The 23,077-nt window shown below is 67.4% G+C and carries 20 protein-coding genes, 1 tRNA gene, 1 other RNA gene and 1 pseudogene; 13 read left to right on the forward strand and 10 right to left on the reverse strand.

From position 1 onward, the window contains the following. Positions 1-82 precede the first annotated feature (82 nt). On the forward strand, positions 83-1,717 hold the full coding sequence (locus tag ACVWZ8_RS04995) for a stealth family protein (protein ID WP_456503990.1): 1,635 nt from the start codon (positions 83-85) through the stop codon (positions 1,715-1,717). A gap of 7 nt (positions 1,718-1,724) precedes the next feature. Here ACVWZ8_RS04995 and ACVWZ8_RS05000 read toward each other — a convergent pair whose 3' ends face one another. From ACVWZ8_RS05000 to ACVWZ8_RS05010, 3 genes are all read right to left on the reverse strand, one after another. Further along, a complete protein-coding gene (locus ACVWZ8_RS05000) occupies positions 1,725-2,666 on the reverse strand; it encodes a phosphodiesterase (RefSeq protein ID WP_456503991.1) in 942 nt (313 codons plus the stop codon). A 260-nt stretch (positions 2,667-2,926) separates the two neighbouring features. Next, entirely contained in the window at positions 2,927-4,138 is a 1,212-nt protein-coding gene (gene fdhA, locus ACVWZ8_RS05005) for a formaldehyde dehydrogenase, glutathione-independent (protein ID WP_456503992.1), read from the reverse strand. A 259-nt stretch (positions 4,139-4,397) separates the two neighbouring features. Next, the gene (locus ACVWZ8_RS05010; RefSeq protein ID WP_456503993.1) at positions 4,398-4,520 is read right to left on the reverse strand and encodes a hypothetical protein; all 123 of its coding nucleotides are present in this window, start codon (positions 4,518-4,520) and stop codon (positions 4,398-4,400) included. A 134-nt stretch (positions 4,521-4,654) separates the two neighbouring features. Here ACVWZ8_RS05010 and ACVWZ8_RS05015 point away from each other — a divergent pair, with 134 nt between their 5' ends. Next, entirely contained in the window at positions 4,655-5,320 is a 666-nt protein-coding gene (locus ACVWZ8_RS05015; RefSeq protein ID WP_456506004.1) for a hypothetical protein, read from the forward strand. Positions 5,321-5,487: 167 nt separating this feature from the next. Here the strand turns inward: ACVWZ8_RS05015 and ACVWZ8_RS05020 are convergent. Further along, positions 5,488-5,841: pseudogene (locus ACVWZ8_RS05020) on the reverse strand (M23 family metallopeptidase); the annotation flags it as partial. Between the two features lie 739 nt (positions 5,842-6,580). Continuing rightward, complete coding sequence (locus ACVWZ8_RS05025; protein ID WP_456503994.1) at positions 6,581-7,555, reverse strand: M23 family metallopeptidase; 975 nt, start codon at positions 7,553-7,555, stop codon at positions 6,581-6,583. Between the two features lie 576 nt (positions 7,556-8,131). Here ACVWZ8_RS05025 and ACVWZ8_RS05030 point away from each other — a divergent pair. Next, positions 8,132-9,043 (forward strand): oxygenase MpaB family protein, encoded by a 912-nt coding sequence (locus ACVWZ8_RS05030; protein ID WP_426975910.1) that lies wholly within the window; start codon positions 8,132-8,134, stop codon positions 9,041-9,043. Positions 9,044-9,146: 103 nt separating this feature from the next. On the opposite strand, the gene ACVWZ8_RS05035 is transcribed toward ACVWZ8_RS05030, so the two are convergent. Beyond that, a tRNA-Ser gene (locus ACVWZ8_RS05035) sits at positions 9,147-9,231 on the reverse strand. Between the two features lie 228 nt (positions 9,232-9,459). Between ACVWZ8_RS05035 and ffs the strand changes: the two genes are divergently transcribed. The 5 genes from ffs to ACVWZ8_RS05060 all read left to right on the forward strand — a co-directional run bounded on the left by ffs (position 9,460) and on the right by ACVWZ8_RS05060 (position 15,500). Then, positions 9,460-9,556, forward strand: an RNA gene (ffs, locus tag ACVWZ8_RS05040) — signal recognition particle sRNA small type. Then, entirely contained in the window at positions 9,555-12,614 is a 3,060-nt protein-coding gene (locus ACVWZ8_RS05045) for a DNA polymerase III subunit gamma and tau (RefSeq protein WP_456503995.1), read from the forward strand. Before ffs ends, ACVWZ8_RS05045 begins: the two co-directional genes overlap by 2 nt. A gap of 69 nt (positions 12,615-12,683) precedes the next feature. Beyond that, positions 12,684-13,283, forward strand: a complete 600-nt coding sequence (gene recR / locus ACVWZ8_RS05050) for a recombination mediator RecR (protein WP_426975908.1) — start codon at positions 12,684-12,686, stop codon at positions 13,281-13,283. 14 nt (positions 13,284-13,297) lie between these two features. Next, positions 13,298-13,861, forward strand: coding sequence for a GNAT family N-acetyltransferase (locus ACVWZ8_RS05055; RefSeq protein WP_456503996.1), 564 nt, complete (start codon positions 13,298-13,300; stop codon positions 13,859-13,861). A 280-nt stretch (positions 13,862-14,141) separates the two neighbouring features. Beyond that, the gene (locus tag ACVWZ8_RS05060; RefSeq protein ID WP_426975907.1) at positions 14,142-15,500 is read left to right on the forward strand and encodes an aspartate kinase; all 1,359 of its coding nucleotides are present in this window, start codon (positions 14,142-14,144) and stop codon (positions 15,498-15,500) included. Between the two features lie 86 nt (positions 15,501-15,586). Here the strand turns inward: ACVWZ8_RS05060 and ACVWZ8_RS05065 are convergent, their stop codons facing one another. After that, positions 15,587-15,814, reverse strand: a complete 228-nt coding sequence (locus ACVWZ8_RS05065; RefSeq protein WP_426975906.1) for a hypothetical protein — start codon at positions 15,812-15,814, stop codon at positions 15,587-15,589. A 153-nt stretch (positions 15,815-15,967) separates the two neighbouring features. Continuing rightward, positions 15,968-16,192 (reverse strand): hypothetical protein, encoded by a 225-nt coding sequence (locus ACVWZ8_RS05070; RefSeq protein ID WP_426975905.1) that lies wholly within the window; start codon positions 16,190-16,192, stop codon positions 15,968-15,970. 81 nt (positions 16,193-16,273) lie between these two features. On the opposite strand from ACVWZ8_RS05070, the gene ACVWZ8_RS05075 reads away from it, so the two are divergent. Genes ACVWZ8_RS05075 through ACVWZ8_RS05090 form a run of 4 tightly spaced genes read left to right on the forward strand, consistent with a single transcriptional unit; the run spans position 16,274 to position 18,715 of the window. After that, positions 16,274-16,783 carry a MarR family winged helix-turn-helix transcriptional regulator gene (locus ACVWZ8_RS05075; RefSeq protein WP_426975904.1) on the forward strand — a complete coding sequence of 170 codons (510 nt, stop codon included), beginning with the start codon at positions 16,274-16,276 and terminating at the stop codon, positions 16,781-16,783. 27 nt (positions 16,784-16,810) lie between these two features. Next, on the forward strand, positions 16,811-17,374 hold the full coding sequence (locus ACVWZ8_RS05080) for an SSI family serine proteinase inhibitor (protein ID WP_426975903.1): 564 nt from the start codon (positions 16,811-16,813) through the stop codon (positions 17,372-17,374). Next, positions 17,331-18,338, forward strand: a complete 1,008-nt coding sequence (locus ACVWZ8_RS05085; protein WP_426975902.1) for a 3-methyladenine DNA glycosylase — start codon at positions 17,331-17,333, stop codon at positions 18,336-18,338. The genes ACVWZ8_RS05080 and ACVWZ8_RS05085 overlap by 44 nt, the downstream gene beginning before the upstream one ends. Next, complete coding sequence (locus ACVWZ8_RS05090; RefSeq protein WP_456503997.1) at positions 18,335-18,715, forward strand: serine protease inhibitor; 381 nt, start codon at positions 18,335-18,337, stop codon at positions 18,713-18,715. Before ACVWZ8_RS05085 ends, ACVWZ8_RS05090 begins: the two co-directional genes overlap by 4 nt. A gap of 160 nt (positions 18,716-18,875) precedes the next feature. On the opposite strand, the gene ACVWZ8_RS05095 is transcribed toward ACVWZ8_RS05090, so the two are convergent. After that, positions 18,876-22,109: a S8 family serine peptidase gene (locus ACVWZ8_RS05095; protein WP_456503998.1), complete on the reverse strand. Its 3,234-nt coding sequence runs from the start codon at positions 22,107-22,109 to the stop codon at positions 18,876-18,878. 291 nt (positions 22,110-22,400) lie between these two features. Beyond that, positions 22,401-22,586, reverse strand: coding sequence for a hypothetical protein (locus tag ACVWZ8_RS05100; protein WP_426975899.1), 186 nt, complete (start codon positions 22,584-22,586; stop codon positions 22,401-22,403). Positions 22,587-22,824: 238 nt separating this feature from the next. On the opposite strand from ACVWZ8_RS05100, the gene purS reads away from it, so the two are divergent. Next, on the forward strand, positions 22,825-23,076 hold the full coding sequence (purS, locus tag ACVWZ8_RS05105; RefSeq protein ID WP_011690410.1) for a phosphoribosylformylglycinamidine synthase subunit PurS: 252 nt from the start codon (positions 22,825-22,827) through the stop codon (positions 23,074-23,076). The last annotated feature ends 1 nt before the right edge of the window (position 23,077 follow it).

Genomic DNA, 23,077 nt, shown 5'->3' on the forward strand with positions numbered 1-23,077 from the left:
CGGCGTAAGACCGGTGCCATTCCGGAGCCCTGCCGGAGCCATACCGGCGGATTTCCGTTGCGATTTTGGGCCTCGCGTTATCATGCAAGTAGGTACACGTTCACGCACAGAAGCCCGGAGAAACGACATTACAGAAGCATTGGTCCAGGATGAGATCTACTACGGCAGCCAGGCCTCCGAGGACGCCCACGAAGAGGTCACCTCCGCCGCGGCCGTCGCCAGGTTCCGGCCCCGCCCTGACGTAGTACGCCGGCGGGGCCGGTATGCGCTGATCAACGAAAACCGCACGCCGTACCAGGCCATGGTCGAAGACCTGCTGTTTATCCGCTCTGTGCTTGCCGACGCCGGTCTGGACTACCTGCTGGTCCGCGGCAACAACCACCGGCCGGTCATCGCCGTGGACTGGAAGAACCGTAAGGAGCTCCGCGATGCGCTCGTGGAGGCCTGCCACGACGAGCCGTTCTACTCGATGAGCGTCGACGCGAAGAAGAAGTCGTCGGTGCTGGTGGCCGACGGCGAGCTGTCTCCCAACCGCCAGTCCCGGATCTTCCGGCTGTACCGCCCCCGCGTCGAGCCGGAGGGCGGCTTCGAGTTCGGCGCCTCGGCCGGCGTCCAGCTTGAGCTGTGGAGCTTCGAAGGGGACCAACTGATCCTCCCGATCGAAAACTCGCTGACCCGCCGCACCATGCTGGCCCAGGACGCCGTCCGTGGCACGGTGGAGCGTTACGGGCACACCTGGCCCACCATCGAGAACATGTTCGCGGACCACGCAAGCGACATCAGCTTCGACATTGATCTGGTGTTCTCGTGGGTCGATGGAAGCTCCCCGGAGTACATCGCAGCCCGCCGGGCACGGATGGCGGGCGTCGTCGTGGGGGAAGGCGATGACCATGAGGCCCGCTTCCGCCAGATCGACGAGCTCAAGTACGCCCTGCGCTCGGTCTACATGTTCGCGCCGTGGATCCGCCGGATCTTCATCGCCACAGACTCCCCCACCCCGTCCTGGCTGGCCAACCACCCGAGTGTGACAATTGTCCGCAGCGAGGAGTTCTTTGCGGACCCGTCCGTGCTGCCCACCCACAATTCGCAGGCGGTGGAGTGCCAGCTCCACCACATCGACGGACTCTCCGAGCACTTCCTGTACTCCAATGACGACATGTTCTTCGGGCGGGCCGTCGGACCGGACATGTTCTTCACCCCGGGCGGCATCACCAAGTTCATCGAGGCGGAAACCCGAATCGGGCTCGGCGACAACGACGCCGAGCGCAGCGGGTTCGAGAACGCCGCCCGGGTGAACCGCAAACTGCTCTGGGACCGGTTCGGCCGGATCACCACGAGGCACCTCGAGCACTCAGCCGCCCCGCTGCGGCGCAGCCTGGTTGCCCAGATGGAACAGGAATTCCCGGCGGAGTTCGCCAAGACCGCCGCCAGCACCTTCCGCGCGGCGGACAACATCTCCGTGACCAACTCGTTCTACCACTACTACGCGCTGCTCACCGGCCGCGCCGTCACCCAGACGGCGGCCAAGGTGCGGTACGTGGACACCACGGCGCGGGCCGGCCTCAACTACCTGCCCAAGCTGCTGTCCAAGCGGAACATGGACTTCTTCTGCCTGAACGACGGCAGCTTCCCCGAGGTGCCGGCCGAGGAGCGGGCCGCCCTCGTGACGGATTTCCTGGAGAAGTACTACCCGATCAAGGCTCCCTGGGAGAAGTAAAGGGGCACTAGTTCCGGGTGGTCAGCGTGCGGTGGCCCGGCGTCCTGGCCGGATCTTCCAGCTTGGCCTGACGAGGAACGCGGATCCCGGCGGCCGAAATCCGCCGCTGGGCCTCTTCCGCGGAGACCAGCTCACCCACCGCAGGAGTCTCGCCCAACAGGACCACGGAGTGCACGATCGTGTGCTCGTAGACATGGACCAGGTTGAACGCCTGCCCGCCGTCGCGCCCGCGGGTTCCGCCCACACCCACGTTCAGGTCCTGGGTGTAGCACGTCGCCGATGCCACGGACACGGGGATGCCAGCGAAGGTCGCCGTCGTCGAGTAGTGCAGGTGGCCGCCGAGGATGGTACGCACATCAGAGTTGCGCAGCACTCCCGCGAGGGCCGCCTGCCCCCGAAGTTCGACCAGGACGGCGAGGTCCAGCACCGAGGGCACCGGAGGGTGGTGCAGGGCCAGGATAGTCCCGTCGGGGGCCGGTGTGGCCAGTTCCGCAGCTAGCCATTCCAGCTGCGCGGGACTGAGTTCGCCATGATGGAATCCCGGGACGGACGTGTCCAGGGTGATGATCCTCAGCCCGTTGATGAAGTAGCTGCGGTCCACCGGCGAGTCATCGGCCGCCTGGTCCAGAAGTCCGGTGCGGAAGTTGGCACGGTTGTCGTGGTTTCCCATGGCCCAGATGACTTTGGCGCCCATGGCCTTGCAGGCGGGATCGACGATCGCGCGCAGCTTGGCATAGGCCTCCGGCTCGCCGCGGTCCGCGAGGTCGCCGGTGAAGACCACGGCTTCGGGTCGCGCGCCGGAAGCCCGGACTTCGTCGAAGAGCTGTTGGAGCAATGAGTCGCTGTCGACTACGCCGTGCAGGCGCTCCGTACCTCCCAGCAGGTGGGGGTCGCTCAAGTGGAGTAGGAAATGACGTGGCCGGGGGTGTTCGGCCTCGATGAGCTCCATTGCTACCTTCTTGGTTGGGTGGAAGCGGTGCCTCCAGTGTCCCTCTCAGTAAGGTCTATCCAACCAGACATTAGGCAAACAATGTGCAAACGTCGGCAGGCATGTTCGAAAAATGGGCGTTAAGGCTGACGCCGTCACCCATTTCTCTTCCGGAATATTCCCTGGACGGCCGGGGCAGCACGGCCCGGTGCGGGAGCGCACTGCCCGGTCCCCGCGGAGAGCGGAGACCAGGCAGTGCCAACCCGGATGCCAGGAGTGTTCTAGCCCAGGTAGCCGTTCGGATTCAGGACATACTTCGTGGCCGCGCCGGCGTCGAATTCGGCGTAGCCCTTCGGCGCATCCTCCAGAGTAATGGCCTTCGCGTTGACGTTCTTAGCGATGTGGACCCTGTCATGCAGGATCGCCATCATCAGCTGGCGGTTGTACTTCATCACGGGACACTGTCCGGTGGTGAAGCTCAGCGACTTAGCCCAGCCCGTGCCGAGGCTAAGGGAGAGCGAGCCCTTCTTGGCGGCCTCGTCCACGCCGCCCGGATCACCGGTGACGTAGAGCCCGGGGATGCCGAGCGCACCGCCGGCGGCCGTGATCTCCATGAGTGAGTTCAACACCGTGGCCGGTGCCTCCTGGGCTCCGGCACCGTGGCCTTTGGCTTCGAAACCGACCGCATCCACACCGCAATCGACTTCCGGAACGCCCAGCAGCTGTTCGATCTGCTCTGCCGGTCCGCCCTTGGTCAGGTCCACCGTTTCGCAGCCGAAACTGCGCGCCTGAGCCAGGCGGTCGGCGTTGAGATCCCCCACGATGACGACGGCGGCGCCCAGCAGCTGGGCGCTGGTGGCTGCAGCGAGCCCGACCGGACCGGCGCCAGCGATGTAGACGGTGGAACCGACACCGACTCCCGCCGAGACCGCGCCATGGTAGCCGGTCGGAAAGATGTCCGACAGCATGGTCAGATCCAACATTTTTTCGAGGGCCTGGTCCTTGTCCGGGAACTTCAGCAGGTTCCAGTCCGCGTAGGGCACCAGGACGTAGTTGGCCTGCCCGCCGACCCAACCGCCCATGTCCACGTAGCCGTAGGCGCTGCCGGGGCGGTCGGGATTGACGTTGAGGCAGATGCCTGTCTTACGTTCCTTGCAGTTCCGGCAGCGGCCGCAGGCGATATTGAAGGGGACGGAGCAGATATCCCCCACCTTGATGAATTCGACGTCGGGGCCCACTTCGACGACCTCACCGGTTATCTCGTGGCCGAGCACGAGGTCCGGCGGGGCGGTAGTACGGCCCCGGACCATGTGCTGGTCGGAGCCGCAAATGTTGGTGGCAACGGTTTTAAGGATTACGCCGTGGCGCACCGAACGGCCCACGTTGGCGGGGTTGACCCCCGGGCCGTCCTTAAGTTCAAAAGTGGGGTAGTCAATGTCGATGAGTTCGACCTTGCCCGGTCCCTTGTAGGCAACGGCTTTGTTCCCTGTCATCACTTTCCTCCTGGTTTCACGGACCCCCAATAAGAGTGTCCAGTTGTGATTCACGAAGCGTGCTGATTCGCCATCCACCGGCAGATTTCGGCCACATTGCCGGCGGGCAGGCGTGGCCGCACCGCGGGTTTGCCCGGATATATATTGGATGGTTCGGCCAGTCTAGGCGGTAAGCAAATTTAGGAACAGGGGCCGTTGTGCCCTGTCCTAACCGGGCGCCGAGCGGGCCCTCAAGCCTGACGCCCGGCCCGGCTTTCCCTCAGGAATGGGCGGCCTGGATCGCCTCAATGACCTCGGGCGAGTCCGGTTCCACGGTGGGCGCAAAGCGGGCCACCACCTCGCCGTCGCGGTTCACCAGAAGCCTCTCGAAATTCCACTTCACCAGCCCAGGAAGGACACTGTTCTTGAATTTGGTCAGTTCGGCGTTGCTGGCCCCGCATTGACCGGCACGGCCCCGTTTTGGCTCCGTCGCGGGCCTAACGCTTCGGCGTACTGGTGGGAGCAGGCGCCGGGGGCGTGGTCGTCACTGCAGCGGATTTCTTCGGCTGCGTCACGCTGGTGGTGGGCGCGACGGGTGTCACCGGGGTGGGGGCGACGGGGGTACTGGGCGGCGCGGCAGCAGCTGCGCTGGACGCCGGGGCTGTTCTCCGAATCGGCGTGGTGGCCGGCGAGGGGGTGGGTGTCGGCGTCGGCGCGGTCGGCGGCGGCGTGGTCGTCGGCGCGGTCGGCGGCTGCGTCTTGAGCGGTGTGGTCGGCGTCGGTGTGGTCGGTGGCGCGGTCGGCGGCTGCGTCTTGAGCGGCGCGGTCGGCGTCGGTGTGGTCGGTGGCGCGGTCGTCGTGGGTGGCGCGGTCGTCGTGGGTGGCGCGGTCGTCGTGGGTGGCGCGGTCGTCGTGGGTGGCGCGGTCGTCGTGGGTGGCGCGGTCGTCGTGGGTGGCGCGGTCGTCGTGGGTGGCGCGGTCGTCGTGGGTGGCGCGGTCGTCGTGGGTGGCGCGGTCGTCGTGGGTGGCGCGGTCGTCGTGGGTGGCGCGGTCGTCGTGGGTGGCGCGGTCGTCGTGGGTGGCGGCGGTGGCGCGGTCGTCGTGGGTGGCGCGGTCGTCGTGGGTGGCGCGGTCGTCGTGGGTGGCGGCGGTGGCGCGCTGGGCGTCGGCGTGGCGACAACAGCTGGAACCGGTTTTTCCTGAACGCCGCCCGTCACTTCGTGTGTCAGGTCCTCCCGGACCGGGATGGCCCAGCCAATGCTGGCGTTTGACGACCTGTTGGCTTCCGGCTGGTAGCTTGTCATCTCGATGGTGCCAAGGGGGTCCACTTGCGTGGTGGGGAGCAGTTTCCAGCCGTGCGGGTCCGTGTGGGAGCCGTTCAGAATGGTTTCAAAATGGAGATGACATCCCGTGGAGGATCCAGTGGTGCCGACCCGGGCAATGACCTCGCCGACACGCACCGAATCGCCCTTCTTAACGGCTATGGCCTCAAGGTGGTTGTAGGTGGTGATGAGCCCGTTGCCATGGTCGATCTCCACCCGGTTCCCGCCGCCCCAGGGGTGCCAGCCGACGGCCCGCACCACGCCGGCGTCGGCCGAATAGACCCGGGTGCCGCAGGCAGCGGCGTAGTCCTGGCCCCAGTGGAATTCGCCGGAGTGACCAGTCAGCGGGCTCGTGCGCAGACCGTAGGGGGAAGACTCACGAAGCGATTCCAGCGGCGCCATGAGCCAGCCCAGCGCCGGACGTTTCAGGCTGGCGGAGGCGACATTCAGCTCCCCGCCTCCGCCCTGCTCGGAGCTCGTCTCAACCGTGGAGCGGCTAAAGCCAACCAGCGCCGAGGGGTCCGCGGTGAAAGCGACGGGGGCCTCTGCTGCGTTGCTGGCGACGGCCGGGCCGGCCGGAATCGCGGCGCCCAGTGGCACGGGCGCAACGGCACCGGAAACGGCTGCCGTATTTGGCGCAAATTGCGTCACGCCGCCTGCCAACCCGTGAACCCCGAAGGTCAGGACCGCGAGGGACAAGCAGAAGCCGCCGGATAAACAGCGCACGGCAATGGTCCGTGCCCTGATCGGCTGCTCACTCGATGAGTTTCCCCGGTGTTTTCCCACGCTGCGACTCCTGCATCATGTCCGCCAGACCCCAATCTTCACGGACTCACCTCCCTATGTGACCACAGACGGGTAGGTCTGTGAACCGTAAAAACCACTCTCTAGGGGTGCTAATTCGGGTTCTTCGCGCGCCCCCAGTAGCGCCTCAGGGGCGACCCAGTAGCGTCTCAGGGGCGGCCCAGTAGCGCCCGCTGCAAAAGCAGGTGTTGGCCACCGCGGAGCCGGGTAGGAATGGGAGTAACCGCGAGGACCCATGCGTCCGGCCGCGACGATCAAGTTCCCTTCGTCGGATGGTTCACCGGCAGCCGCCAGCGCAGCGTCCGACTAGGTCCTCCAGCTGCATCTTGGCGAGGGCCTAGGGAGCTGGTTCCGGGGCTCGCGTCGGCGCGAAGTTCTGTGGCTGTTCCGCCGGGGGCTGCGGCACCACCGGCGGGGGTGGCGGCACCACCGGCGGCTGCTGCACCGGCGGGGGCGGCGGCACCACTACTACCGGCGGCGGCTGCGGCACCACCGGGGGCGGCGGCGAAATTACCGGAGGCTCCACCACCGGCGGGGGCGGCGGCTCCACCGGAGGGGGCGGCGAAATTACCGGAGGCTCCACCACCGGCGGGGGCGGCGGCTCCACCACCGGCGGGGGCGGCGAAGTTACCGGAGGCTCCACCACCGGCGGGGGCGGCGGCTCCACCACCACCGGCGGCGGCTGCGGCACCACCGGTGGTTCCACCACGGGCGGGGGCGGCGCCTTCCGAGGCGGTTCAGTAACGGGTGGCTCCGGCGGAGGCGGAACGACCTTTTCGGCGTTCCCGCCGGTGACGGCATGCGAGTTGTCTTGCCGCACGGGGATAGCCCAGGTCGGCGCCCCCTTGGGGGCGTTCGTGCCGGGGACGTAGCTGATCATCTCGATGTTCCCGAGTTCATCGCGCTGCTTGATGGGCTGGAGCGTCCACTGTAGCGGGTTGGTGTGGGCACCATTCCGGATGGTCTCGAAATGGAGGTGACAACCTGTGGATGAGCCGGTGGTGCCCACCTTTGCAATGACCTCGCCGACCTCGACGGACTCGCCCTTCTTTACTGCTATCGCCTGCAGGTGGTTGTACGTAGTAATCAGCCCGTTTTCGTGGTCGACTTCCACGCGGTTACCCCCGCCCCACGGATGCCACCCAACTGCCCGGACCACGCCGGCGTCGGCCGCGTACACCCGGGTGCCGCACGGTGCTGCGAAGTCCTGGCCCCAGTGGAACTCTCCCGCGGAACCGGAGAGGGGACTGATACGGAGCCCGAACGGCGACGTTGGGGTCAGCGTCTCGAGAGGCGCCGTGAGAGACCCCAAGGGCGGACGCCGCATTCCAAGGGACGCAACATTCATTTCGTGCTTGCCGTCTTTGGACGTCGTCCTGATGCCAGAGCGGCTGAAGGAAACCAGGGCATTCACGTCCCCGGTAAACATTCCAGGGGAGGACCGCGCGGGGCTGTCGGCATGAGGCATGGCAGACGCCGTGGCAGGATTTGCCGCCGCCCCTTGCGTCGGCAACCCGCCATTGAGCGGTGTGAGTTGCGGGCCGTGGAACCCAAACGCCAACACGGTCAGCACCGAAACCGCACACACCGCGAGTATCCATGCAAACTTTGACCACGGTCCGCCTGACCGCTTTTCGCGTCCGTTTCCCCCTGGTATTCCCACGATGCGACTCCCGCGATATGCCCGCCAGACCCCAATCTCGGCGGGCTCACGTTCCACGGGAACACAGCTGGCAAGCTCTGGGAATCCCTAAACCGCGCTCGTTGGGGGACTCCCGCGTGGCCGTCAAGGTGCCCGTTCGGGCATCTGTGGTGAGTGGTGGAAATCCGTGCACGGCCGGCGGCGGCGGCGGTCGGCTGTGCGACTTTATGTGCGCGAGAATTGACCATGCGCAATGTCCTCAGGGAGTGGCAGTCCGAGCTCAAGCAGACCTTCACCGGGACCCGGGAGGAGGTGCCGGACTGGGTGCCCCGGCTCGCGAACGGTGACGACGCCGGCTACCACCTGCCCGGCTCGGCTGTCTGGGCCGTGCACGGCGGCATGCCCACCATCGTGGCCGGCATACGGGCACTGCTGATGCAGGCACTCCACCCCGGCGCCCTGGCCGGGGTGCACGACCACTCCCGCTTCCGCGACGATCCCCTCGGACGGCTGGCCGGGACGATCCGCTGGATCTTCACGGTGTCCTACGGCTCGACGGACGCCGCACGCGGGGCATCGGACAGAGTGTTGCGGCTGCACGAATCTGTGCGAGGAAGCTACGTCGACGGCCACAGCGTCGCCCGGAGCTACGCCGCGAACGATCCCGAGCTGCTCCGCTGGGTCCACATTGCCTTTACCGACGCGTTCCTCGCCGCCCACCAGCTGTGGGGCAGTCCCATCCCGGGCGGACCGGACGCCTATGTCCGTGAGTGGGCCCAGGCCGGGCGGCTGATGGGCGTGGACGCGCCGCCGCTCAGCGAGGCGGAAATGCGCCGGCAGTTGGACCGCTGGTACGACGACGGCGAGCTCCGCTCCGATGAAAGGGTCGCCGAGGCGGTGGCGTTCATCCGCGATCCGCCCCTCCACCCTGCTCTCAGGCCGGGCTACCGGGTGCTGTTCGCTGCCGCCGTGACCAGCCTCGAACCTAAGTACCGGGAGCTGCTGGGCCTCCGGACCGCGCGGCTGGGTCCCATCCCGCTGCCGGTGGTGCTGGCCACACGAGTGACGCTCGCCGTCGTCCGTCTTGCGCTGGGCCGGGTGGGGCCGAGCGAGCAGGCTGCCCGGGACCGGCTGCGGAGGCTGGGCTACCGGATCTGAGCCGCGAAGCGGGGGATGGCCCCGGGACGGAACTCGCGCCAGGGCGGGTGCCGGCACGAAGAGTGCGCAAAAAGGCCCCGGTCCAAGGGACCGGGGCCAGCCGCGGAGAATGGGGGATTTGAACCCCCGAGGGCGTTAACCCAACACGCGTTCCAGGCGTGCGCCATAGGCCGCTAGGCGAATTCTCCAGTAGCTTCTGAATCAAAAGCAGATACTAGAATACCTGAACTTTCCGGCTTCGCCCAATTGACCCTGCCGGCCCTCCCGCCGCGGGACATGCCCCACCCTGCCCGCATGGGATGGACATGGCCCCAACATGCCCACCACAGCCCACGAATAATGGGCATGTCCCCACCGGGATTGGCGGGGGAAACGGGGCCGATTCGAGGCACACTCAAACGTCGGGTAAACTTGCTGACGGCCCCTCATGTGGCGTCATCCTGTTGAACTCCCCCAGGACCGGAAGGTAGCAAGGGTAAATGGGCTCTGGCGGGTGCATGGGGGGTCTTTTATGTCTGTGCCGATTGGTAGGGTTAAATCTGTGACTGTTACTACCGCGCTTTACCGTAGATACCGCCCCGATTCGTTCGCAGACGTTATCGGGCAGGAACACGTCACCGAGCCGCTGATGACGGCGCTGCGTAAGAACCGCGTCAACCACGCCTACCTCTTTTCGGGCCCGCGCGGCTGTGGAAAAACCACCTCCGCCCGGATCCTGGCCCGCTGCCTGAACTGCGCCGAGGGCCCCACCGACACCCCCTGCGGCAAGTGCCCCAGCTGTGTCGAACTCGCCCGCGGCGGCTCCGGATCCCTGGACGTCATCGAGATCGACGCCGCCAGCCACGGAGGCGTAGACGACGCCCGGGACCTGCGCGAACGGGCCACCTACGCCCCGGTCCGCGACCGCTACAAGATCTTCATCATCGACGAAGCCCACATGGTCACATCCGCCGGCTTCAACGCCCTGCTCAAGATCGTCGAAGAGCCGCCGGAACACATCAAGTTCATCTTTGCCACCACGGAGCCGGACAAGGTCATCGGCACCATCCGCTCCCGCACGCACCACTACCCCTTCCGGCTCGTGCCGCCGGAGCCCCTCATGGCGTACCTGGAGCTGCTCTGCAGCCAGGAAAACGTCCCGGTGGCCCCCGGCGTGCTGTCCCTCGTCATCCGCGCCGGCGGCGGTTCGGTCCGCGACTCGCTCTCCGTGCTGGACCAGCTCATGGCAGGCGCCGGACCGACCGGACTCGACTACGAACTCGCCGTCGCACTCCTCGGCTACACCCACGCATCGCTGCTCGACGATGTGGTCGAGGCCGTGGCCGCTTCCGACGCCGCCACCGTCTTCCGCGCCGTGGACCGGGTGATCCAGACGGGCCATGATCCCCGCCGCTTCGTGGAGGATCTGCTCGAGCGCTTCCGCGACCTCATCATCGTCCAGGCCATGCCGGAAAGCGCCCAGTCCATCCTCCGCGGCATGCCGGCGGACCAGATCGCGCGCATGCAGAACCAGGCCCGCAACCTGGGCGCGGCCGAGCTCTCCCGCGCGGCCGACGTCACCAACACCGCGCTGACCGAGATGACCGGGGCCACCTCGCCGCGGCTGCACCTTGAACTTCTGTGTGCCCGGATCCTGCTGCCCTCCTCCGAGCAGAGCGAACGCGGCATCGCCGCCCGGATAGACCGGGTCGAGCGCCGCCTGAACTACGCCGGGAACGACGTCGGAGCTCCCGCCGCCGACGCCCCGGCACAGGCACCTACCGCTTCCGCGCCCGCCGCGGCTGCGCCTGCCCCCGTCCGGGAGGCCCCCGCTCCCGTGGCCGCTGTCACCGAGCCTGCCCCGGCCACGGCGCCGGTCCCGCAACCCGCAACAGCGGCTGCTCCGGCGCCCGTCGAGGCGTCCCGGGAACCGCTCACGGCGCCCCGAGTCAGCACCAGCGACTGGCCCGTCGACCAACCCGCCGCAGCCAACCGGGGCACCTCCGGCCAGGCTCCCGCAGCCCTGACTTCTGCACCGGCGCAGCCAGCGCCGTCCGGTCCTCCGCAATCCGCACCAGCCCAGCAGAGCCCGGCCCCGGCCCCGCCTGCCCCGGTGTCCGGCCCCGCAGCGGTGCCGCCGGCTGCCGGAACCGGGGCCGACGTCGAGGTACTCCGCCGTGCCTGGCCGGAGATCCTGCAGACGCTGACCAAGATCAAACGCAGCACCTGGGCGCTGGTTGAACCCAATGCCCAGGTCGGCCACTTCGAAGGCCAGGTCCTGACGCTGGCGTTCACCACCTCCGGCCTGGCGGGCGCCTTCGGCCGGGCTGATCACGCCGACAACCTGCGCCAGGCGATCCACAAGACGATCGGGATTGACTGCCAGATCAACGCCGTCGCCGGTGGCAGCAACAGCTCAGCGAGCTCTGAGCCAAACCCAAAAGCACCCGCTGACCGGGAGATCCCGCCAACGTCCGCCGATGCGGCCTGGGGACTGACACCGGATACCGAGAAGTCCGCGCCGCAGTCGGACCCCGCGGAAGAGCCCACAACACCGCCCGCCGCGTCTCCCGCGGTTCAGGCGCCGGTTGCCCGCCGACCGGAGTCTGCGGCCGGCCCCGGACCGCAAGCATCGCCCGGAGCCACCGCCGCCCCGGCCTCTGCCCCGGCGCCCGCGGCGGCGGGTGAGCCCTCGGGCTCCCATGCCTACGCCGATGATGACTGGGGCCCGCCCCGGGACGAGGACGCTCCCCCGCTGGACGAGGAACCGCCCATGGATTGGGACCCCTCTGCCTCCACGGCATCCGGGACGGTGCGGTCATCGGTCGGCTCAGGACCGGCGCCAACGCGCAAGAAGGCCGCGGTTCAGGCAGGTGCCCGCACCGCCGCTCCCGCAGTTTCCGCCGGCACTCCGGTACACCCCGCACCGGAACCGGTTGATGACCCGTGGGCACGGGCCCTCGAGCAGTCACCGGGCATCTGGACTGTAGGCACGGATTCGAACGTGGGCCAGCACGGCCCGGCGACGGATGCGCTGCCGGCGGCGGAGGCGGCGGATCCGCTGCCGGCGGATGCGCCGGCTCCGCCCCACTACGCGCCCGCGGCAGCCCAGCTCCCACAGTATGTGGGGGCCATGTCCGCGACCGCCGCTGACAACTCTTCGGGCGGTTGGGGGGCGCCGGAGTTCGTGCCGGCCGCTGTCACCGCTCCCGCCGACAGCGCCGCCATCAGTGCCGCCGGCATTGCCCCGGTTGCTGCCCCGTCCTCCCCCCTGACCGCGCCGCCCTCGGCACCGATCACCAATCCCGCTCCCGCACCCGCGCCCGCCGCGCCTGCAGCTCAAGGCGCCGCCGGCAGGCAGAGCCTGTACCAGCGGCTGTCCAACAGCCCGGAGGCGGAGGCGGGGCGCGCCAAAGCTCCGACCCGTGCCGCAGCAGCCACCACCACCTATGTCCAGGACATCCCCAGCGCCGATGACGAGACCATCGAGGAATCGGGCGTCTTCGGCCGCGCCGCCGTCGAGCGTATTCTGGGCGGGAAGCTGGTGGAAGAGCGGTCCCAAGACGGCAGCCCGCTGCCGCCGCGCTTCTAGCAACCCCGCTTCTAGCCGCCGGCCCAGCCATCCGTCCGCCTGCCGCCACCCCAAACGAACGAGGACATTGTGTACGAAGGTGCAGTTCAAGAGCTGATCGACGAGCTCGGACGCCTTCCCGGAGTCGGGCCCAAGTCCGCCCAGCGGCTGGCCTTCCACATCCTCGAGGCCGACCCGCAGGACATGAAACGGCTCGTTGACGCCATCACGACGGTCAAGGAACGGGTCAAGTTCTGCACGGTCTGCGGCAATGTGACCGAGCAGGATCTGTGCAATATCTGCCGCGACCCGCGCCGGGACCCCTCGGTCATTTGCGTCGTCGAAGAATCCAAAGACGTCCTCGCGGTGGAGCGCACCCGCTCGTTCCGGGGCAGATACCACGTGCTGGGCGGCGCGATCAACCCGATCGCCGGCGTCGGCCCCGAACAGCTCCGGATCCGCGAGCTCCTCACCCGGCTCAACGACGGCGCCATCCAGGAAATCATCATCGCCACGGACCCCAACCTCGAGGGCGAGGCCACGGCGACTTACCTGGTGCGGATGCTCAAATCGATCGGCATCGCCGTCACCCGGCTGGCCTCCGGGCTGCCCGTCGGCGGGGACCTCGAATACGCGGACGAAGTCACCCTGGGCAGGGCCTTTGAAGGCCGCCGCAACGCGCTGAGCTGAACGGGGTCCGGCCCATGAGCAGACCGGTCCCGATCCGCACCGAACGACTGCTGCTGCGTCCGCTGACAATCGAGGATGCGGAGGCTGTCCTCCGGTTCCGCGGCCACCACGAGGCCACGCGGTATTTGTCCCACGAACCGCTGGGTCCCGAAGAGAACCGCGCCCGCCTCGAGAAGTTGGTGGCCGCCGCAGAGGCCTCCACCTCCCAATGGTTCCACCTCGGCTGGGCAGTCGAGCTCGAGGCCACCGGCCAGCTGATCGGCGACGGCCGGACCTGGAACACCGCCGAGCCGCCGGCACCGGGCAGAATCCCGGCCCGCTGCGCGAGCCTCGGGTACGTTCTCCACCCCGACCACCACGGACATGGCCTGGGTCGGGAGGCTGCGGAAGCCCTGGTCGGCTGGTTGTTCCAGGAACGCGGAACACAAACGGTGTTCGCCGGCGTGTATGAACCCAACGTCCCCTCCAGACGACTCCTGGAGAGCCTCGGATTCCGGCAGGACCACTACTTCGCTGCCGCGCAGGACACCACGGGCAAGATGCTGCCGTCCTGGCGGTACAGGCTGGACCGGTCCTAGTCCCTCCGAGAAGCTCGTCCGCCCCGGCACCCGGCGCGCTCCGCCGTCGTGCAGCAAACCGCTCCGTGGACATGCCCAGCCCCGGCGCCCTGGGATGGACATAATGCCAACATGCCCATTCCTGACCCGCAGCGGAGGGCATGTCCGGACGGGCGGGTGTGGAATGCGGTCACAATTCAACGCCGGAGGCCTGCCGGCGATAAACTTGGCGTAGAAGTTATCCGGTCGCGCCATTTGGTTGCCTGGCCCAGAACCCCGATGATCCAGTGAGGGTGCGCGCATGAGTTTGCCCACTACCGAAGTCCAGCCCGGACCCCAGCCCCAGGAGCTGCCCGTCTCGGCCGCCGTCACCAAGCACCTTGTGGTGAAGAAATTCGGCGGTTCCTCGGTGGCGGACGCGGCGGGCATTCAGCGCGTGGCCAGACGGGTCGTGGATGCCCACCACGCCGGCGACGAAGTGGTTGTGGTCGTCTCCGCCATGGGTGACACCACCGATGAGCTCCTCGACCTCGCCGCCCAGGTCACCGACTCCGCCCCCGCCCGGGAAATGGACATGCTCCTCTCCGCCGGCGAACGCATCTCGATGGCCCTCCTGGCGATGGCGATCAACAAGTTCGGCGCCTCCGCCCAGTCCTTCACCGGCTCGCAGGCCGGCATGATCACCGACGGCATCCACGGCAAGGCCCGGATCATCGACGTCGACCCGCACCGCATCCGCACTGCCCTGGACAAGGGACACATCGCGATCGTGGCCGGTTTCCAGGGCATGAGCCGCACCACCAACGAGATCACGACGCTGGGCCGCGGCGGTTCGGACACGACGGCGGTGGCGCTCGCCGCCGCGCTCGACGCCGACGTCTGCGAGATCTTCACGGATGTGGACGGCATCTACACCGCCGACCCGCGCGTGGTTCCGTCAGCCCGCAAGATCGACAGGATCTCCAGCGAGGAAATGCTGGAACTGGCCGCCTCCGGAGCCAAGATCCTGCACCTGCGCTGCGTCGAATACGCCCGCCGCTTCGGTGTGCCGCTGCACGTCCGTTCCTCATTCAGCCAGAACGAAGGCACCTGGGTCCTGCCCGGCGCCGACGACAAGATCACGACCCAAAAGGGAGTTGCCTTGGAGCAGCCAATCATCTCCGGTGTTGCACACGACCGTTCCGAAGCGAAGGTCACGGTCGTCGGAGTTCCGGATATTCCCGGCAAGGCCGCGGCGATCTTCCAGGTCATCGCCGATGCGCATTCGAACATCGACATGATCGTCCAGAACGTCTCAACCCACGGCACCGGCCGGACGGACATCTCCTTCACCTTGCCGATCGTCGAGGGCGCCGACGCCCTGGCCGCCCTCCGCGCCGCCCAGGCCGAGATCGGCTTCGAGAGCATCGAGTACAACGAGAAGATCGGCAAGCTGTCCCTGATCGGCGCCGGCATGCGCTCACACCCGGGCGTTTCGGCGCGCTTCTTCGCGGCGCTCTCGGCAGCAGGGATCAACATCAACATGATCTCCACCTCGGAGATCCGTATCTCCGTTGTCACGCACGCGGACCTGCTGGACGACGCGGTGCGCGCCATCCACAAGGCTTTCGACCTGGACAGCGAGGACGAGGCGACAGTGTACGGCGGCACCGGCCGCTAGGCCGCGCCCGCATACGATCGAACGGACAGACAAAAGGGGAGCGGCACCTGCCGCTCCCCTTTTACGCCGCATGGCCGGGGCGCTTCTCAGACTTGTTCTTTCGGGAGGTCTTCCCGACGGACCGCATATCGATGCCCGTGCGCATCGGTCTCCACTTCAAACCCGGCCAGGTCCACTTCCGAGGCCTGCTCGAAGTCGTCGTGCGTGTGCACGATCGGTGCGGAGTAATCACCCCGCGAGGCAGGGCCGAAAAGGAAGCGAGCCCACGACGACGGATGCAGGTGCTGTCTTATTACAGCCAGTGCAATTGCCACAATTCCACCCCCTCTCCAGCGTTGGGTCACGCGGAACAGCTGTGGCTCACAGCTGGTGCCGGTGCCAGTGCCCTTATTTTACGCCCGGCGGCGGGGAAAGGCATGGCGAGCGGCGGCCCCAAACTGGCACGGAAGCGCGCGGTCTGGAACTGCCTACCGCAGTGACTGGTCGTCAGGGTTCCGCGGGACGACGTAGGTGCTGCCGTCCGGCCGGTGGACGGTCTCCCATTGCTGGGTCTCGGCCTCGCGCTGTGCCAGCAGCTGCCGGTTCTGCTCCGTCATCTCGTGCGCGAGGGAACTCCGGTTGGCGGGGCCGAAGACCGCCCGGAGCTTGCCGGTTGCACGCATGAACCTCTGGGCCGGGTTTTCCTTGGCCATTATTATCCACTCCTCAGAACGAAATACTCCCACAAGTGTACGCTAATCATTAGGCCACTAACTATTACAGGAGGCGCCCCCATGACAGATGTGACCGAGGAGTCCCGGGAGAACCCGGGCGCGGACGCCGCTGATGCAGCACACGATGACCTCCTGCTCGAACAGCAACTCTGCTTCGCCCTGACCGTTGCCTCGCGCAGCGTGGTGGGCGCGTACAAGCCCGTGCTGGACAAGCTCGGGCTGACGCACCCGCAGTACCTCGTCATGCTGAGCCTGTGGGAGTCCAACCCCCGCTCCGTCCGGGACATCAGCGATGCGCTGGCCCAGGAGCCTGCTACCATTTCGCCTCTGCTCCGCCGCCTCGAAACTGCGGGTTTCATCACGCGGCAGCGCATGGCAGGGAATGAACGCACCCTCGCGGTGGGGCTGACCGCGCGCGGCGCGGCCCTGCGCCAGCAGGCCACCGAGGTCCCGGTCGCGATGATGGCCCGGCTTGGCCTGACCCGGGAGCAGGTGGGGCAACTCCACGCCTCCATGATGGACCTGATTGCCGCCACCCGGGCCGCTGCCGAGGACACGCCCCGGCGGTAGACTGTGCGTAACAGAGGAGGACTGCTGATGTACAAGCAAGTGAGCCGCGCGGCGCTCGTCCTGATGGCGGTGGCAGGATTGGCCGCCTGCAATCCCGGTGGCGGGACCACCCCATCTCCCTCAGCCAGCACCGCGGCCCCCACAAGCACAGGCGCCAGCCCCTCCTCCGGCACCCCCTCACCTGACACCGAGACGACTTCGCCGGCTCCCTCGCCGTCCGCCGCACCGGTGACTTCCGGCCCGGGGGAGGGCAACGCCGAACTCGCCATCATGGTCAAACCTTCCGAAACCGGAACACCTGCCAACTTCACGCTCGTGTGCCGGGACGGGGTCCCTACGGCCGAAAGTCAGCACCCCAGTGCCGCCCCGGCCTGCGTGGCGCTGAAGAACAACGCTGCGATTCTCAGCCTGGCACCTAAGGCCACGGACCAGGCCTGCACGCAGCAGTACGGCGGCCCGCAGAAGGCCACTGTCACCGGCGTCGTAGACGGCAGGCCCGTTGAAGCGAGCTTCAGCCTGGTCGACGGCTGCGAGATTAACGCCTGGAATGCCGCCAAGGACGTCCTTGGCTCGGCCGCAGGGGCTGTCTAAGCTGCTGCACCTCCCGCGGGAAGACTGGCTGCCGCGCCAGGCCGCTTACCAACAACGTGTCCGGCGCTACTCCGACCCATATCTGGCCCGGCGGTCGGCCGGCCGGAAGCACCCGGTGGAAGACTTCCTCTTCACCTACTACACCCAGAAACCCGGCCAGCTGCTGCGCTGGCACCCCGGCACCGGCGTCGTGCTCTCCGGCCCTGAGGCGTCGGAACGGACCGGCTGGAAGTACTACCGCGCTGCCGACGACGGCGAACTCGCCGCCGCCGGGCTGCCGGCCGGCATCCCCGCGGTCACGGCCGACGTCGGATCCTTCCTCCGGGACCGCCGCGACGCGCTGGAGTTCGCGCGCATCATCCTGGCCGGGACGGCGGCGAGGCCCGCGCAGTTCGGCTGTTTCGGGCTGCACGAATGGGCCATGGTCTACCGGCAGGACAAGTTCGAGCTGCGCCATGAGTACCTCCGGCTGCGGCTCGGCCCGGAGCGCACGGACCAGGTGGTGGAGGAGAACCGGATCCGCTGCAGCCACTTCGACGCCTTCCGCTTCTACACCCCGGACGCCGTGCCGTTGAACAATCTCGAGCCGAGCCGCGAGAATCAGCGGACCATGGAGCAACCGGGCTGTCTCCACGCCAACATGGATCTTTATAAGTGGGCCTACAAGCTCGCGCCCCTGCTGACCAGCGAACTGGTGATGGACTGCTTCGAACTGTCCTGGCGGATCCGGGCGATGGACATGCAGGCGTCCCCGTACGATCTGGACGAGTGGGGCTATCCGCCCATCAGGATCGAAACCCCCGAGGGCAAGGCCGAGTACGTGGAACTCCAGCGGTCCTTCGCCGCCGAGTCGCAGGAGCTGCGGCAGCGGCTGCTGCAGGAGCTCACACAGCCGCTTCAGGCGCTTCTCGCCCTTCCCGCGCCGCACGCGCTGGCCGCTATCAGCCTGGAAGGACCGCAATGACCGACGCCCAGGACGTGCCCGGCCAGCAGGACGTCGACCTCACCATCCGTCTGACGGAGTCGCCGGGAGCCCCGGCGTACACCTTCCGGCTGGAGGCCCGCGACGGCGCCATCGGCGCCGGGTCCACCCTGCCGGATCCGGCCGCCGCCCTCGAGGCCGTGCAGCGGTTCGGGGAGGACATCTTCTTCCCCAAGCCCGGCCCGCCGAAGCTGTGCACGCAGCAGTACGGTGGCCCGCAGGTGGCCGTGGTGACGGGCCGGTTCCTGGGCCGCGAGGTGCTCAGTGAGTTCCGCCGCACCGACGGCTGCGAGATCGCCCGCTGGCGCGCCATGGCACCGCTGCTTGGCGGAGTCGCCGGCGGCACCGGCGCAATCTAGGCGCAACCTAGGCCAGCCGCCCGTTCCGGGAGGAAACTGAAACGGCAATGGCCGGCGGTGGAACCGCCGGCCATTGCCGTGACTAGGGTGCTGTCTTCAGCCTAGTTCCTGAGGGGCGCTTCGCTCCGCCGTGGGGACTGAAAATCACCTTATTTTCGCGTCAGATGGCGTTGTTCGGAGCGTGGTCGAGATCCTCGTTCTGGATCTTCCCCTTCTCCTTCTTCACCTTCTTGCCCTTGTCCTTCTTGTCGTGGCTTCCGCCGTCCCCGCTGTCACCCGGACCGTCATTGCTGTCCTGGTCCTCGGAGGTCGGCGGGACCACCACCGTGCCGGCCGGGGTCACCAGCACGCTGACGAACGTAGGATCACTTGCTCCGGCGAACGTCACGCGGCCGATGTAGGAACCGGGTTCCAGACCCTTCCAGTTGAGCGTGACTGCGCCGGTCTTGCCGTTGGCCAGCCGCAGCGGGGCCGGCGTCAAGGTCGCGTTGCCCACATTCGGAACGAGCACGGACGCATCGACGCTTCCCTTAGTGGTCTTGCCGTCCTGGCTGGCGTACAGGTTCGCGTAGATCCTGTAGGTGCCCTCTGCCGGATACGGGATGGAGACAGACTCGCTGGCAGACGACGTTGCGACGGTCAGCGGGCCGTCCGGGGTCAACACGTACATGTCGAAGTCGGCGTTCGGGTCCGCGGAGTAGACCGAGAACTTGGCCAGCGGACTGCCGGCCGGAACCTCCACGTCCTTGACGACGTTCGAGGCGTCCGTGCCACCAGTGAACGGTCCCGGTACCAGCTCCACCGGGGTGGAATCCGCCTTGGACAGGCCGTCGAGGGTCATGTCGATGGGACCGTTGGTGCCGGAGACGACGTTGATGGCGGCGGAACCGGTGCCGCCCCCGGAGGTGAAGGCTACATCCGGGGCCGCCACGACCGACTGCGGGCGGACCGCGATCGGGGACGCCACGTTCTTGTCGGCACCCTGCCAAGTCAGCGAACCCATGGCGAACTTGCCGAGAGGCGCTCCCTGGTTCTCGAAGGAGACCTTGAAGGTCCTCTTCTCGCCGGCTGCACTGAAGTTCAGCACGCTCGGGCTCACGTTGACCTTCACGCCCGGAACATCGGCCTTGACGCGGTAGAGACCCGGCGTCAGGGCGGTCACCGTGCGGGTGACCTCGATCTTGCCCGTCAGGTTGCCCAGCGAGAAGGACGGAACGTTCATGTCGCGCGCCTTGGTGGTACCCAGTCCCGGGATGCCCAGGTCGATTCCGGTGCCCTGGATGAAGGCAAGGTAATCATCGGTGGCGGCGTCGTAGACCAGGCCCGGATCCAGCACGCGTGCCGGGTCCACCTGACCCGCACCGGTGGCGTGGACATCCGTATCCTTGGCACCGTTGGCGAGTTTGACGTCGCTGGCGGTTGTCATCATGGCGGACTTGACGACGGCGGGCGACCACATCGGGTTCTTGCCCAGGATCAGGGCGCCGAAACCGGCGACGTGGGGCGAGGCCATGGAGGTTCCGGACATGAAGCCGTAGTTGTCCCCGCCCGTGCCGATCGGCGACACGCCGGCCAGTACCGCGACGCCCGGGGCTGCGACGTCGGGCTTGAGCAGGTCGGATCCGGTGGCGAGGAGCGGTCCGCGGGAGGAGAAGCCGGCGATCTGCGGCTGCGCCTCGAGCGCCAGGCCCGTGGTGTCCTTGTTGACGAGGGACACAGTGAGGGCGGAGTTGGCGGTCACCTTGGCCTTGATGATCCCGGTGGCCGGCGGGTTCACGTGGACGGTCGGGACGGCGTGCTTGTCCGTGTCCAGCGAGGAGTTGCTCAGGTTCACCAGGATCATGCCGATGCCGCCACCGCGGGCCACCTCGGCGCTCTTGGCCACCCGGTCAAAGACACCGCGGTCACAGACCACTACCTTGCCGGCCACCTTGGCGGGATCCAGGCTGTCCGGGCCGCACAGCGCAGCGTCCTTGTTCCCGGCGGCGGCCGCGTTGGCGGACAACACGACGCCAGCATTGGCCACCTGGCGGTTCATGATGCTCGCACCCCGAAACTTGCTGCCGTCGGAGAACTCGACTGTCCCCTGCAGCTCCTGGGAGAAGCTGCTGGCGGCTACCGTCGTGAGCCAGGGGGCGCCGTGGTTGACGGTGCTGGCGGTCGGACCCGAGTTGCCGGCCGAAGCTGCGATGAAGATGCCGGCCGAGGCGGCCGACAGGAAAGCCATGGAAACCGGATCCGTGGTGGTCGTGGTGGAGCCCGAGATCGAGTAGTTCAGGACGTCGACACCGTCAAGAATTGCCTGCTCCACTGCCGCGACAGACGAGGAGCTGTAGCAGCCACCGGAGTCAGGGTTGGTGTCTTCCCAACAGACCTTGTAGATGGCGAGCTTCGCGGCCGGCGCAACGCCGCTCGTCATGCCGAAGCTGCGGCCGTCAACAAACGTCTCAACGTTGGCGTTGCCGGCCGCGGTGCTGGCCGTGTGCGTGCCGTGGCTGGCGACGTCGACCGGGGACAACCGTTCTTCGGGTGCACGGCCTTGCGCGGGGACATACTTCACGAAGTCATCGGCGAAGTAGTGGGCGCTGAGGACCTTGGAGTTGCAGGCAGAACCGTCGAAGTCCGCACCCGTTTCCACGCCTTTCTGGCACTCCCCGGTGAAGGTGTCGCCGTCGGACTTGAGCATGGCGATCTTGCCGTCGTCGGTCCGGTAGGGCACGCCGACGACGGGGTCGCCGACGAGAGGCTTGACCTGCTCGCCGGCGAAGAACGGGCTGGACGGGGTGTAGCCGGTGTCGATGACTCCGACGACGACGCCCTTGCCGGCGGCATCCTGGCCGCCGAACGTGGCGTTCCAGGTGCCATTGGCTCCGCTGAGCTTCAGGAAGTCGGTGCTGGAGTAGTCCGGCGCGTTTTCAGTGTCAGGGGCAACCACCAGGACGCCAGGGTCCTTCGCCAGCTTGACGGCCTGGCCCGCGGTCAGCGTGGCGCTGAAACCGTTGACTGCAGCGGTGAACTGGCGCTGGATCTGGACATTCTGCTGCCCGGCGACCTCGGCCTGCTTCTTTTCGAGGTGCGCCTTGTACTTCTTGACCTCAGAATTGTTGGCGTCGAGCTTCTTGCCGGATTTCGGCTTTGTGGCCGGCAGTCCCGCCGTTCCGCCGTCGTACGTGGCTGCCGGCTTCTCGGCCAGGACGACGATGTAACGCCCGTCCAGGTAGTTGCTTGGATCCAGATTCTTCTGTGCGACCCCGGCAACGGATGCCCCTTGTGAGGGAGCCGCGATGGCGGGTGCGATGGCGACCGTTGACAGAAGAACCGGCAAGCCCAGGGTCAGTGCCGCGGCCCTCCGGAGTCCCCCGCTTCGAAGGAAGCTCTTTCCTGGTGCTTTCACGAGTGATTGGAACCTTTCGTAAGGAACGGTCCCGGCGTCCGTGCCGGGGGTGCAGACTGGCGGGGCTGCAGGAGCAGACGTTTCCGCAGCCCCGGCGGATACCAGCCGAGTCATACAGTACAGACTGAGAGCGAGATATGACATAGCCCACAAGGGGAATCAAAATTTGTCACGCGACTCGACAAGTGGCCGGCGCGGCGGGCACGGCAAAGCCAGGGCCGGCACGGCCGGCCCTGGCTTTGAAGCGGTTACCGGTGGCGGTTGCCGGGGGCCGCTGTCAGCTCCCCCGCCCTATTGCCGCGGCGTCCTGACGACTTCGCTGATCCAGGCGCGTGTCTTTTCGTCGAGGGGTCCGGCCACCTTGCTTGCCCTGGCCGCGCGGTCCGCCTTGATCTTCTGCAGGACCATCCGGCCCAGCCCCGCGAACACAGCGGCAGCGACTACGGGCAAGAGCACGGATTTTGATTTCTCAGACATGGGCACATCCTACTGACGGGCCTCGAAGTAGACCATAGCTGCCGCTCCGGGACCGGCCCGTTCGCCGGTCCCGGTCACAGTCAGGGCCTGAATGCGTCTGCACGCACCGCGGCCGGTAGAATGGGCATGCAAGCTCGCGGAGCGCCCTTTCACGTTGCCCTCACCACACAGCGGATCGGCGTGAGACGGCACCACTCCGCTGCGCCCTTACCCAATGCTCACGCACAGGAGTTGCCGGATGCCCCGGATCGTTGTCGACGTCATGCCCAAACCCGAGATTCTGGACCCGCAGGGGAAGGCCATCGTGGGTGCACTCCCCCGGCTGGGCTTCACCGCCTTCAGCTCTGTCCGCCAGGGCAAGCGCTTTGAACTCACGGTCGACGGCGAGGTGACCGAGGAAATCCTGGCCCAGGCCCGGAACGCCGCGGAGACGCTGCTGTCCAACCCCGTCATCGAGGATGTCGTCAACGTCGAGGTCGTCGAGGCCTGAG

The sequence above is a fragment of the Arthrobacter sp. UYCu723 genome, assembly GCF_054059215.1.